The 12,107-nt window shown below is 36.8% G+C and carries 16 protein-coding genes and 2 other annotated features; of the genes, 13 read left to right on the top strand and 3 right to left on the bottom strand.

Annotated features, from left to right (window positions below):
• Positions 1–137 precede the first annotated feature (137 nt).
• Positions 138–266: a sequence feature (ribosomal protein L20 leader region), on the top strand.
• 84 nt (positions 267–350) lie between these two features.
• From infC to J2S19_RS10595, 6 genes are all read left to right on the top strand, one after another.
• The gene (gene infC / locus J2S19_RS10620) at positions 351–872 is read left to right on the top strand and encodes a translation initiation factor IF-3 (protein WP_307341446.1); all 522 of its coding nucleotides are present in this window, start codon (positions 351–353) and stop codon (positions 870–872) included.
• 20 nt (positions 873–892) lie between these two features.
• A complete protein-coding gene (rpmI, locus tag J2S19_RS10615; RefSeq protein WP_066326889.1) occupies positions 893–1,093 on the top strand; it encodes a 50S ribosomal protein L35 in 201 nt (66 codons plus the stop codon).
• A 32-nt stretch (positions 1,094–1,125) separates the two neighbouring features.
• Positions 1,126–1,485, top strand: a complete 360-nt coding sequence (gene rplT / locus J2S19_RS10610) for a 50S ribosomal protein L20 (RefSeq protein WP_095300629.1) — start codon at positions 1,126–1,128, stop codon at positions 1,483–1,485.
• A gap of 65 nt (positions 1,486–1,550) precedes the next feature.
• Complete coding sequence (locus J2S19_RS10605) at positions 1,551–1,820, top strand: DUF1294 domain-containing protein (RefSeq protein WP_370875122.1); 270 nt, start codon at positions 1,551–1,553, stop codon at positions 1,818–1,820.
• A 66-nt stretch (positions 1,821–1,886) separates the two neighbouring features.
• Complete coding sequence (locus J2S19_RS10600) at positions 1,887–2,474, top strand: TVP38/TMEM64 family protein (protein ID WP_307341233.1); 588 nt, start codon at positions 1,887–1,889, stop codon at positions 2,472–2,474.
• Positions 2,475–2,535: 61 nt separating this feature from the next.
• Entirely contained in the window at positions 2,536–2,670 is a 135-nt protein-coding gene (locus tag J2S19_RS10595; protein WP_307341230.1) for a hypothetical protein, read from the top strand.
• A gap of 105 nt (positions 2,671–2,775) precedes the next feature.
• Here the strand turns inward: J2S19_RS10595 and J2S19_RS10590 are convergent, their stop codons facing one another.
• Entirely contained in the window at positions 2,776–3,186 is a 411-nt protein-coding gene (locus J2S19_RS10590) for a sigma-w pathway protein ysdB (protein ID WP_307341228.1), read from the bottom strand.
• Positions 3,187–3,420: 234 nt separating this feature from the next.
• Between J2S19_RS10590 and J2S19_RS10585 the strand changes: the two genes are divergently transcribed.
• Both J2S19_RS10585 and J2S19_RS10580 read left to right on the top strand, forming a co-directional pair.
• Entirely contained in the window at positions 3,421–3,909 is a 489-nt protein-coding gene (locus J2S19_RS10585) for a dUTP diphosphatase (RefSeq protein ID WP_307341225.1), read from the top strand.
• A gap of 78 nt (positions 3,910–3,987) precedes the next feature.
• A complete protein-coding gene (locus J2S19_RS10580; protein ID WP_307341221.1) occupies positions 3,988–5,073 on the top strand; it encodes a M42 family metallopeptidase in 1,086 nt (361 codons plus the stop codon).
• 28 nt (positions 5,074–5,101) lie between these two features.
• On the opposite strand, the gene sspI is transcribed toward J2S19_RS10580, so the two are convergent.
• Positions 5,102–5,311, bottom strand: a complete 210-nt coding sequence (gene sspI / locus J2S19_RS10575) for a small acid-soluble spore protein SspI (RefSeq protein WP_307341218.1) — start codon at positions 5,309–5,311, stop codon at positions 5,102–5,104.
• Between the two features lie 127 nt (positions 5,312–5,438).
• Between sspI and J2S19_RS10570 the strand changes: the two genes are divergently transcribed.
• From J2S19_RS10570 to pheT, 3 genes are all read left to right on the top strand, one after another.
• Complete coding sequence (locus J2S19_RS10570; protein ID WP_307341216.1) at positions 5,439–6,191, top strand: TrmH family RNA methyltransferase; 753 nt, start codon at positions 5,439–5,441, stop codon at positions 6,189–6,191.
• Positions 6,192–6,240: 49 nt separating this feature from the next.
• Positions 6,241–6,484, top strand: a binding site (T-box leader).
• A gap of 65 nt (positions 6,485–6,549) precedes the next feature.
• Complete coding sequence (pheS, locus tag J2S19_RS10565; protein WP_307341213.1) at positions 6,550–7,584, top strand: phenylalanine--tRNA ligase subunit alpha; 1,035 nt, start codon at positions 6,550–6,552, stop codon at positions 7,582–7,584.
• A gap of 17 nt (positions 7,585–7,601) precedes the next feature.
• The gene (pheT, locus tag J2S19_RS10560; protein WP_307341211.1) at positions 7,602–10,016 is read left to right on the top strand and encodes a phenylalanine--tRNA ligase subunit beta; all 2,415 of its coding nucleotides are present in this window, start codon (positions 7,602–7,604) and stop codon (positions 10,014–10,016) included.
• A 152-nt stretch (positions 10,017–10,168) separates the two neighbouring features.
• Here the strand turns inward: pheT and rnhC are convergent, their stop codons facing one another.
• On the bottom strand, positions 10,169–11,101 hold the full coding sequence (gene rnhC, locus J2S19_RS10555) for a ribonuclease HIII (RefSeq protein ID WP_307341209.1): 933 nt from the start codon (positions 11,099–11,101) through the stop codon (positions 10,169–10,171).
• Between the two features lie 163 nt (positions 11,102–11,264).
• On the opposite strand from rnhC, the gene zapA reads away from it, so the two are divergent.
• Together zapA and J2S19_RS10545 are read left to right on the top strand one after the other, a co-directional pair.
• A complete protein-coding gene (gene zapA, locus J2S19_RS10550; RefSeq protein WP_307341205.1) occupies positions 11,265–11,519 on the top strand; it encodes a cell division protein ZapA in 255 nt (84 codons plus the stop codon).
• A 10-nt stretch (positions 11,520–11,529) separates the two neighbouring features.
• Complete coding sequence (locus J2S19_RS10545; RefSeq protein WP_307341203.1) at positions 11,530–12,069, top strand: CvpA family protein; 540 nt, start codon at positions 11,530–11,532, stop codon at positions 12,067–12,069.
• Positions 12,070–12,107: the final 38 nt, after the last annotated feature.

The raw sequence follows: 12,107 nt of genomic DNA, 5'->3' as shown, positions 1-12,107 counted from the left end.
CAAATACTTATAAAAAAAGACTTGCTAGAAATGAAACCTTTTGATAGAATTAATTTTGTTGTTAAAAAAGCAATGCTCTACTTGCAAAATCTTTGTAGTAATGATATAATTTGCAAGGTAATTGAATAGTCTATTATATGATAAAGCAGAAGCACCCGCTTCTCACCTGATTGACACATCCGTTTTGTAGTTGCCAGGTTACGATGATCTTTTAACGAATATAATCGTAGTGTGGGTGTATTGTGCATCCACACTTTTTTATTGCTCGAATTTTTATTCGAAATAAAAAAGCCAACAGCAAAATCGGATATATCACTACTATTCAGTTGAAAAAACCTTGGAGGTGGCTAATTATTAGCAAAGATATGATGGTAAATGACGGAATTCGCGCACGTGAGGTTCGTCTAATCGGTGCCAATGGAGACCAGCTTGGAATTAAATCTCGTCAAGAGGCGTTAGAAATTGCTACTAGAGCTAATCTTGATTTAGTTTTAGTTGCACCAAATGCAAAGCCTCCTGTATGCCGTATCATGGATTACGGAAAATTCCGTTTTGAACAGCAAAAGAAAGACAAAGAGGCGCGTAAAAATCAAAAGGTTATCAATATTAAAGAGGTTCGCTTGAGCCCTACAATTGATGAACATGACTTTAATACAAAGCTTCGAAATGCACGTAAGTTCTTAGAAAAAGGCGATAAAGTGAAAGCTTCTATCCGTTTCAAAGGCCGTGCTATTACACATAAAGGAATTGGTCAGAAGGTGCTTGATCGATTCTCAGCAGAATGTGCGGACATTAGTACGATTGAATCACATCCAAAAATGGATGGACGTAGCATGTTCTTAGTATTAGCACCGAAAAATGAAAAGCAATAATACTTAAGGAGGAATACCTTATGCCAAAAATGAAAACTCACCGTGGAGCTGCTAAACGTTTCAAAAAGACCGGATCTGGTAAACTTAAACGTTCACATGCTTACACTAGTCACTTATTTGCAAACAAATCTACAAAAGCAAAACGTAAATTACGTAAATCAACAGTTGTAAGTAAAGGCGATTTCAAACGCATTCGTCACTTATTAGATAACATTAAATAATCGTACACACCGTAATATAGGAGGGAATTTATATGCCAAGAGTAAAAGGCGGTATCGTTTCACGTAAACGTCGTAAAAAAGTTTTAAAATTAGCTAAAGGTTATTTCGGTTCTAAACATACATTATATAAAGTAGCAAACCAACAAGTAATGAAATCTTACTTATATGCTTACCGTGACCGTCGTCAGAAAAAACGTGACTTCCGTAAGCTTTGGATTACTCGTATCAACGCAGCTGCTCGTGTAAATGGTCTTTCATATAGCCGTTTAATGCATGGCTTAAAGCTAGCTGGTATTGAAGTAAACCGTAAAATGCTTGCTGACTTAGCTGTGGCTGATGAAAAAGCATTTGCACAATTAGCTGATGCTGCAAAAGCACAACTAAACAAATAATTGTAATATAAAGCTGACTCACCGATGAGTCAGCTTTTTTCCATTTTCTTGAAAGGAGCGTAGTAATGGTTATCTTAATTACAATCTATCTTGCCGTTAATCTGATTAGCTTTAGTTTAATGGGGATTGATAAAAACCGCGCTAGACGTGGAGAATGGCGTATAAAGGAATCTACGATATGGCTTATTGCAATTATCGGGGGAGCATTAGGTGCAACTCTAGGAATGAATCACTTTCGTCATAAAACAAAGCATGCCATATTTAAATATGGACTCCCGCTTATTTTTATAGGTCATTTATTACTTTTTGTTTACCTATATAAAAGTTTAGCATAACTATAGCGAAGTCCTCGTAAACTGTATCGAAGCACTGCACACATCTTTTGAAATGCTAACAAGAAAGTGGTGAGGACGATTGAACTAGCTACATCCTCTGTCGTAAGTGCGATTCAGACAACAGGTTTTTTTGCACCTATCGTTTTTATTTTATTTCATCTCATTAGACAGTTTCTCTTTATTCCGGTTGCTGTCGTATGTATTGTTGGTGGTGTGTTATTCGGAGGAGAATTAGGGTCAATTTACTCGTTAATCGGGTTAACGGGGTCGAGTATTCTTTTTTACAGTATGACAAAACTGCTGCCATCATTTTATGAAAGATTAGTCAATATGAAAGAGAAATATATTGGGGCGTATACAAATATATCTTTTGGCCAAATTATTATACTGAGATTAATTCCATTTATGAACTTCTCATTAATATGCTTTTGTATATTAGAAAAGGCTAAATCTTTTAAGCGATACGTTAAATTATCTTTGGTCACACACATCCCGTCATGCATATGTTTCACTTTTTTAGGTGCTTTCCTTCAAAAGCTATCACCTTTATTTTTAGGATCACTAATGATTATCTTATTCATTCTTGTCTACGTCCTACGTGAGAAACAAGCATTCATTAAGTGGGATGATTTTTTTGTGAAGCAAAAAGGTTAATGTAAAATTTTAATTGTTTATTTATTTTATCTACTACCTTTAAAGGAATGGAAACAGACAAATGAAGAGAAAAGACAATGATAAGCATATTTCAAACCAACACTTAGAAGTAGATTCAGATGTGAATGAGGACCCGAATCGGGAAAGGTTATTAGATGAATCAGTTGAAAGATTTATCAAACATGAACTTGATTAAAAACAAAAGGGTCGACCCCACAAACACAATTTCTAGAATGATTACCTCTCATTCTAGAAATTTGAGTTGCGAGAAGTCAGACCCCCTTTTTGTACCTCGCTTTGTCTAACTCCATTTTTCACCTTGGCTGCGTTTTTTATCTAGTAATTCTTTTATCGGACTTTTCCAATCGACGTCTGCATATGGATAACGCTGCTTAATTTCCTCTTCTATATAATAAAAGTCCTTAAGGGTTAATCCTTGCAGGGCACTAGAGGATTTTGCCCAAACAAAAATCGATACAACTTCAAATGATTGTGAAGTCGTCCCTAAGTATTTTTCTCCTTCAAATAAGACACCTTTATAGGTCACCATAAAGTTTTTTCTGACATCTTCCTTATCGTCTAAAAAATAAAATTGCTTTTGCTCTTTAGCCAACTCTAATTTTCTTTTAGGGTTAAATAAATATTTAAATCCACTGTAAATAAGGAATATGATCAAAGCGAAAACTAGTAAACGAATTAATATGATAAACATAATTGAGACCCTCCCGGGAGGTATTTTACCCTTATTTACGGATGAGTTTAAAAAAGGTTTCAAGTTTTTTTCAATTTGTTATAATTTTTTTAAGGTCTTACTAAAAAAATGTTGTTTCTAAGTATTAGTGGAGATTAAGTTCATTACGAATTCTCGTAATATGTGAGAGGAAATTCATGGGTAGAAACCTTTTAGAAACAGTATAAGAAGTATTTAGTGAATGGAGGAATACATTTGAATTTAGATAAACTATTTTCAATGCAGAAAGAATTAGACGAAAAAATTGAAGCGAAACATGGCCTTCATAATGAACCATTAATTGAGAAAAAACTATTAGCGTTACTTGTTGAGGTAGGTGAGCTTGCCAATGAAACAAGATGTTTTAAGTTTTGGAGTGTGAAGCCACCTGCACCTGTTCAAGTCATCTTAGAGGAATATGTTGATGGCATTCACTTTATTTTATCAATTGGCCTAGAATTGAAACTAGATAAAACAGATTTGCATTTTGAAGGTGGTGAGGATCGCACGGTTACGGAGCAATTTCTAACAATTTATGAATCAATTGCAACATTAAAACAAAAACTAACATCTGAGAACTATGTAACGCTATTTAACCACTATATCCACTTGGGTAAACTACTAGGTTTTTCAAATGAGCAAATTGAACAGGCTTACGTAGCTAAAAATGATGTAAACCACGAAAGACAGATGCAGGGCTATTAATCAGGTTGAATGATTTCGTAATCATTACATCTTCATGTATACTTAATTGTAGCTTGTTAATTGAAGGAGGCAAAATGGATGACAAAGCTAGATGAAACATTAACAATGCTGAAAGAGCTAACAGATGCTCGAGGTATTCCAGGTAATGAACGTGAAGTTCGTGACGTGATGAAAAAGTACATATCAAATTATGCTGATGAAGTAACAACGGATAATTTAGGAAGTTTAGTTGCCAAAAAGGTCGGTGAGGAAAACGGACCTAAAATTATGATTGCTGGTCATTTAGATGAAGTAGGCTTTATGGTCACACAAATAGATGACAAAGGCTTTCTTCGTTTCCAAACAGTTGGTGGCTGGTGGTCGCAAGTTATGCTTGCACAGCGCGTAACAATTATTACGAAAAAAGGTGATGTGACAGGAATCATCGGTTCTAAGCCGCCACATATCCTTTCACCGGATGCACGCAAAAAACCAGTAGAAATTAAAGATATGTTTATCGATATTGGTGCTTCAAGTCGTGAGGAAGCAAAGGAATTTGGTGTCATGCCAGGAGATCAAGTTGTTCCATACTTTGAATTTACTGTGATGAAAAATGAAAAAATGCTTCTAGCAAAAGCGTGGGACAATCGTATTGGCTGTGCAATCGCTATTGACGTATTGAAAAACTTAAAGAATGAAAAGCATCCAAACATTGTGTATGGAGTAGGTACTGTTCAAGAGGAAGTTGGATTACGCGGTGCGAAAACATCGGCTAATCTCATTGAACCAGATATTGCGTTCGGTGTAGATGTAGGAATTGCAGGAGATACACCGGGAGTTACAGATAAAGAAGCAGCGAGTAAAATGGGTGACGGTCCACAAATTGTGTTATACGATGCTTCAATGGTTTCACATAAAGGTTTACGTGATTTTGTCATTTCGACTGCTGAAGAGCTAGATATCCCATATCAATTTGAATCTATGCCGGGCGGTGGCACTGATTCCGGTTCGATTCACATTTCAGCAAATGGAGTACCCGCATTGTCTATAACAATTGCGACTCGTTATATTCACTCACATGCTGCGATGCTGCATCGTGATGATTATGAACATGCGGTAAAATTAATTACTGAAGTTGTCAAACGACTTGACCGCGAAACGGTCAATCGTATTACATTTGATTAAAAAAAGGAGGCGAAATGCCTCCTTTTCATTACTTCTTCAACCCATTCTCTAATGTCTCTAACATCTCCTGTTTATCTTTTCTATCCGCATTTTGCCAAATGACTTCAAATAATACACCTAACCCAGGTAACATCTTTTCTTCACCACTTTGAATCGCATCGACGATAGTATCCTCTAACTGTGCTTGCGTATTGCCAGATACATTTGAAATAACAGCATTTCGTAAATTTAAGTTCACGATAAAACACCCCTTTTTTTGATTAAGCCGGTAGTTAGGCTCAGATTTACGATTATCATTTGTTAAACGCTTGAAAATTATGTATGATGATAAGAGTATTTGTAATAGCTAAGTAAGGAGAATACAAGTGGAACGTATAGAATCTGTCAAAAATCAAAAAGTTAAACAATGGAAGAAATTACATACTAAAAAAGAACGTGAAGCGACTGGAACATACTTAATCGAAGGACTTCATTTAGTAGAAGAAGCCTTGAAGACTAAAGAAATCATTCGGGATTTGATTATATCAACTGAAGTATCCCTGCCAAGCCACTGGAATGTAGATGATTTAAGTGTAAAGCTTGTAACGAAAGAAGTTATGAAGACGATTAGTGATACAGAGGCACCGCAGGGGGTTGCGGCCATCTGTGAAATGAAACCAAGTGCTTCTTCAGATAACTGGGAACGTATCCTGTTAATCGACAGTATACAAGATCCTGGCAACTTAGGAACAATTATTAGAACGGCTGATGCTGCAGGGGTTGATGGAATTGTCTTAGGTGACGGAACAGTCGATCACTACAACTCAAAAGTGATTCGTTCGAGTCAAGGTTCGATTTTCCATTTACCGATAATAAAAGGTAATCTATCTGATTGGATCGATAACCTGAAGTCGAAAGATATCCCTGTTTATGGGACCTCGTTGCAAAACGGAGTCGATTATCGTAACGTATCTCCGCAAAAAAAATATAGTCTATTAATTGGTAACGAAGGAAATGGTGTTCACACTGAACTGCTAGAGAAGACTTCTAAAAATCTCTTTATCCCAATTTATGGCGGGGCTGAATCATTAAACGTAGCCATTGCGACAGGTATTCTTCTTTATCATTTACATGAGTAGTTGCGGGAACAATTCGTTTTGATTATAATAAGATAGAATTACATATGAAGTAGCAACGTTGACAGAGAAGAGTAGTTTACAGTACGTCTACACAGGGAGAAATGCCATAGACTGGAAGCATTTTTAGATGGTAGTAAATGAATTCACCTCTCGAGTTGACACTTGGACCGTATGAAAGCTTCATACGTAAAGGTGCTCCGGTTTTTGCCGTTAACGAAATGAAGTGAGTCGAATGCTGAAAATTTGAGCATTGGCTAACAAGGGTGGTAACGCGATATCAACTCGTCCCTTTTTGGGGCGGGTTTTTTATTTTGCCAAAATGTTAATGAAGTAAAGTCAATTTAAAGGAGGAAATACAATGCAAGAGCAACTAAAGCAGCTACAACAAGAAGCACTTGAAAAAGTAGAACAGGCACTAGAATTAAAAGCATTAAATGACATTCGTGTTGCGTATTTAGGTAAGAAAGGGCCAATTACTGAAGTACTTAGAGGCATGGGCAAGCTCTCTGCTGAAGAGCGTCCAGTAATGGGAGCACTTGCAAATGAAGTACGCGAAGCAATCGCGACAGCTATTACAAATAAGCAGGTACTTCTTGAACAAGCGGAAGTTGAAAAGAAACTAGCGAAAGAAACAATTGATGTTACATTACCTGGAAGACCAATCCGAGTTGGTAATCATCATCCTTTAACAGCTGTATTAGAAGAGATTGAAGATTTATTCCTCGGCATGGGCTATCAAATTGCAGAAGGTCCTGAAGTGGAAACAGACTATTTTAACTTTGAAGCCATGAATCTGCCGAAAGGTCATCCAGCACGCGATATGCAGGATACTTTCTATATTACGGAAGAATTGTTACTTCGTACACATACATCACCAGTACAAGCGAGAACAATGCAAAAACATGAAGGTAAAGGACCGGTTAAAATCATTTGTCCAGGTAAAGTGTACCGACGCGACAATGATGATGCGACACACTCACACCAATTTACACAAATTGAAGGACTTGTTGTAGATAAAAACATTAGAATGAGTGACTTGAAAGGGACACTTGAGGTATTTGCGAAAAAAATGTTTGGTGCTGAACGTGAAATCCGTCTTAGACCAAGTTTCTTCCCATTTACAGAGCCGTCTGTAGAAGTTGATGTATCATGTTTCTCATGTGGAGGTAAAGGCTGTAACATCTGTAAAGGAACAGGTTGGATTGAAATACTAGGAGCAGGAATGGTTCATCCGAATGTTCTCGAAATGGGTGGATTTGATCCAAATGAATACAGTGGCTTTGCATTTGGAATTGGCGCAGAGCGTATAGCGATGCTTAAATACGGCGTTGATGACATTCGTCATTTCTATACAGATGATGTGCGTTTCTTAAAACAATTTAAACGAGCTTAATAAAGGAGGTTACAAGAATGTTTGTATCATATAAATGGTTAGCTGAATATGTAGACTTGTCTGGAATTACGCCAGAACAATTAGCAGAGAAAATTACAAGAAGTGGTATTGAAGTTGAAAGTGTTGATGTACGTAACGAAGGTCTAAAAGGTGTGAAAGTAGGGTATGTAGTTGAAAAGGAACAGCACCCGGATGCAGATAAATTAAATAAATGCCAAGTAGACCTTGGTGAAGGTGAAGTCGTTCAAATTATTTGTGGTGCGAAAAATGTTGATAAAGGGCAAAAGGTAGCAGTCGCAACAGTTGGTGCAGTTCTACCTGGTAATTTCAAAATAAAAAAAGCAAAGCTACGTGGCGAAGTATCTAATGGAATGATTTGTTCGTTACAAGAACTGGGAATTGAATCAAAGCTTGTTGCTAAAGAGTATTCTGAAGGGATTTTTGTCTTTCCTAACGATGTCGAAGTTGGTGTTGATGCACTTGAACAATTAGGATTAGATGATGCAGTTTTAGAGCTGGGTTTGACACCGAATCGCTCTGATGCATTAAGTATGCTAGGTGTTGCGCATGAAGTTGCTGCGATATTAGAGCGTGACGTAAAGTACCCTGAAATCTCATACGAAAGCTCAAATGAGAAGGCTAGTGATGTAATTGCAGTACGAATAGATGCAGCTGATGACAATCCACTTTATGTTGCTAAAGTGATTAAAAACGTTACGATTGCACCATCTCCATTATGGATGCAATCACGCTTAATGGCAGCTGGCATACGTCCGCATAATAATGTAGTTGATATTACAAACTTTGTCCTTTTAGAATATGGCCAACCATTACACGCGTTTGATTACGACCGCTTCGGTTCAAAGGAAATTGTTGTGAGACGGGCAAAAGCAGGCGAAAAAATCGTCACATTGGATGAACAAGAACGTACTTTAGCACCTGACCATTTAGTGATAACGAACGGCAATGAGCCTGTCGCTTTAGCTGGTGTAATGGGCGGTGCGAACTCAGAAGTACAAGCAGATACGACAACTGTTTTACTTGAATCTGCATTATTTACGGCACAAACGATTAGAAAAGCATCGAAAGACCATGGCTTACGAAGTGAAGCAAGTGCCCGATATGAAAAAGGTGTTGACCCGAACCGTGTTCATGCAGCAGCAGAACGTGCGGCCCAATTAATTTCGTTATATGCTGGTGGAGATGTATTAGAAGGTATTGCTGAAGTCCAAACAAAAACTTTTGAGCCTGTAATTGTTAAAACTACAGTCGAAAAGGTTAATAGAGTTTTAGGGATGGATGTATCTGCAGAAGAAATGAAATCAATTTTAGACCGCCTGCAATTTGGTGTTGAATTAGATGGAACAACTTTAATTGTCACAGTACCGACACGTCGCGGTGATATTACAATTGAAGAAGACTTAGTGGAAGAAATTGCTCGACTATATGGATATGACAACATCCCAACAACGTTACCAGTCGGTCAAGCGTTCCCGGGTAAACTAACAAGCTATCAAGAAAAACGCCGAAAAGTAAGACGTTACTTAGAAGGCACAGGCTTATATCAGGCGATTACTTATTCATTAACGAGCGAAGAAAAAGCAGGGAAATTTGCAATTGAAAAGACAGATGTAACGAAGCTTTCATTACCAATAAGTGAGGAACGAAGCGTTTTACGCTTAAGCTTACTTCCCCATTTACTAGAAGCCTTAAAATACAATGTTGCAAGACAAATTGATCAAGTAGCATTATATGAAATTGGCTCAGTTTTCCTAGCTAACGGAAGCAATAAGCAGCCACTTGAAAAAGAACGATTATCTGTTGCAATAACGGGTCTATGGCATTCACATATGTGGCAAGCAGAGAAGAAACCTGTAGATTTCTACGTAATAAAAGGGATAGCAGAAGGATTATTTGACCTACTAGGGTTATCAAATCAAGTTGAATTTAAACAAGCAACACGTGATGATATGCATCCTGGACGAACAGCTGAAATCTATTTAGGAGATTTATTTATTGGATTTGTTGGCCAATTACATCCATCTGTACAAAAAGAATTAGATTTATCAGAAACATATGTATTTGAATTGTCGTTAGCAGACATACTGAACGTCGAGGTCGAGGAGACACGTTTTGAAGTCATCCCAAGATATCCTTCGATTAGTCGAGATATTGCATTAGTTGTTAATGCTGATGTCGTTGCAGGAGAGATTCAAAAAGTGATTACTCAAGCTGGTGGCAAGATTTTAAAGGATGTTTCTGTTTTTGATTTATATGAAGGTGACCGTCTTGAGGAAGGCAAGAAATCAGTTGCGTTCTCATTACGCTATTTTGACCCGGAACGAACACTTACAGACGAAGATGTGTCAAAAGCCCATGATAAAGTGTTAAAAGCAGTTGAAGAACAATTCGGCGCTATTTTACGTGGTTAGTAAATAGTTAAAAAACTAGAGGGTGAACTCAAACTAAAGTGCCAGACCTATCAAACACGAGCTTTTTGTGCTTGTTGAAGGGTATTGACGCATATGAGTCACCCTCTTTCTTATTTGAAGGAAAATAACTTTTGCAATGTATCTAATTATAACTATGACTTGTTTGCAAGCTTAATTGCTTTCTCAGTATTTGCAAAGTGTTTTTTCGTAATCGATTCTAAAAATTCACGTCCATTCTTCCGTAAAATCTTCGCTGCGGCTATGTCAACTTGAGCGCCAGCACCTTTTGGTATTTGTACCCCAGCTATTTCACTAATTCGATCGAACTCTTTAATAAACGAATATCGCGCAATAATTGAAGCGGCCGCAACAGCTAAATGTACGCCTTCAGCTTTTGTCGAGAAGTAAAATTTTTCATCTCCAATTTGTTTTCCTTGCAAATGTTTAAAATATATTGCAGGTTCAGCAAATTGGTCAATTAATATTCCGTCAGGCCTTTCAGGAGAGATTTTCTTGAGTAAGTGATTAATCGCCTGATTATGCAATAACGCCTTCATTTTCCCTTGAGAATAACCTTGCTGTTGTAGTTTGTTATATTTTTCGTTATGTAAAACAAGGAGACTATAAGGGATTGTCTGAATTAAGTCTTTTGCGATATTAACGATTTGTGGATCTTTTAAATGTTTAGAATCCTTTACTCCGAGCTCCTGCAACAATAATATTTGGTCACTTTTCACATAAGCGGCAACAACCGTCATAGGTCCAAAGAAATCACCAGTGCCAACTTCATCTGAACCAATGATTGAAAGGTTTGCAATATTTTGAGGTGGCTGATATCTCTCAGGGGTTTTACTCAAGTTTGGCTTCGCCTTTGAAGCGAGCGTCTTTCCCCATCTACTTGATTCAACTTCTGCATTTGTACCTTGAAAAAGAACTTTTCCAGATTTATAAGCAGTAAGAGTACACCCAGAAATTTTTGCGGAAAAAATTGCCCCTTGTGGTGTTTTCGTTACCTTATTTATTGCATAATAGCTTTCCATTTTCTTTATCGTGGATAAATCAACTTGTATAACTGAATTGCCCATCATAACATCCTTTCGCATCCACTTTATAGGTCGGATTATTGGTTATTTTCATTAAATTTGTAGCTTGCTGTCTTGTTTTATCTCAATGATTGAATATCTTCCCATATTGTTATATCTCATGGTATGATAATGAATAGGATTTGCAGAAATGGAGGATTTATCTTTGTCAAATCGCCCAAAAACGAAAACAACAGTAGATATATATGGTCAGCAATTTTCAATCATCGGAACTGAAAGCACCAGTCATATAAGAGCAGTTGCTTCGATCGTTGATGATAAAATGCGAGAGATTAATAGTAAGAATCCATCTCTTGATATAAATAAATTAGCTGTGTTAACTGCAGTTAATGTTGTTCATGATTATTTAAAGTTAAAAGAAGAACTTGAAAAGCTTGAGAAACTCATAGAAAAGGATTGAAGCTAAGAAGATGCTTGATTTAGTATTAATTATTATTCTTTTGTTAGGGATACTAGTCGGCTTAAAACGCGGTTTTATCCTTCAATTTATTCACCTGACTGGATTTATTGTTGCATATATTGTAGCATACCAATTTTTTGATGATCTTGCACCGAAATTAACGTTATGGGTGCCCTATCCTGTCACAAATGATGGCCCTGCGATGCTTTCATTATTAAATGGTGAAGACCTTGAAGGAGCATATTATCGTGCAGTAGCCTTCGTGATTTTATTTATTGGCACTAAAATAGCGATGCATATCATTGGTTCAATGTTAGATTTTGTAGCACTGTTACCGATATTAAAGCAATTAAATAGTTTGGCAGGCATGTTGCTAGGTTTTTTGGAATCATACTTAGTTTTATTTATTTTACTATTTATTGGTGCACTTCTTCCAGTAGAACAATTACAGCAATTACTTGACCAATCATTATTAGCAGATTTAATAGTTAATCATACTCCATTTTTCTCTGATAAGATTAATGAACTTTGGATTCAGTACATATCTTAACTTCTCTAGTTAACATGGAGAAGTTTTTTTGTATATAG

The sequence above is a fragment of the Metabacillus malikii genome, from assembly GCF_030813355.1.
GTDB classification, from domain to species: Bacteria; Bacillota; Bacilli; order Bacillales; family Bacillaceae; genus Metabacillus; species Metabacillus malikii.
This window is presented reverse-complemented; position numbering and strand designations above follow the sequence as displayed.

Bases quoted from the DNA above. Each gene is read 5' to 3' on its own strand.
- rpmI (WP_066326889.1), top strand. From the start codon at position 893: ATGCCAAAAATGAAAACTCACCGTGGAGCTGCTAAACGTTTCAAAAAG.
- rplT (WP_095300629.1), top strand. From the start codon at position 1,126: ATGCCAAGAGTAAAAGGCGGTATCGTTTCACGTAAACGTCGTAAAAAA.
- J2S19_RS10605 (WP_370875122.1), top strand. From the start codon at position 1,551: ATGGTTATCTTAATTACAATCTATCTTGCCGTTAATCTGATTAGCTTT.
- J2S19_RS10595 (WP_307341230.1), top strand. From the start codon at position 2,536: ATGAAGAGAAAAGACAATGATAAGCATATTTCAAACCAACACTTAGAA.
- J2S19_RS10590 (WP_307341228.1), bottom strand. From the start codon at position 3,186: ATGTTTATCATATTAATTCGTTTACTAGTTTTCGCTTTGATCATATTC.
- J2S19_RS10580 (WP_307341221.1), top strand. From the start codon at position 3,988: ATGACAAAGCTAGATGAAACATTAACAATGCTGAAAGAGCTAACAGAT.
- pheS (WP_307341213.1), top strand. From the start codon at position 6,550: ATGCAAGAGCAACTAAAGCAGCTACAACAAGAAGCACTTGAAAAAGTA.
- pheT (WP_307341211.1), top strand. From the start codon at position 7,602: ATGTTTGTATCATATAAATGGTTAGCTGAATATGTAGACTTGTCTGGA.
- rnhC (WP_307341209.1), bottom strand. From the start codon at position 11,101: ATGGGCAATTCAGTTATACAAGTTGATTTATCCACGATAAAGAAAATG.
- J2S19_RS10545 (WP_307341203.1), top strand. From the start codon at position 11,530: ATGCTTGATTTAGTATTAATTATTATTCTTTTGTTAGGGATACTAGTC.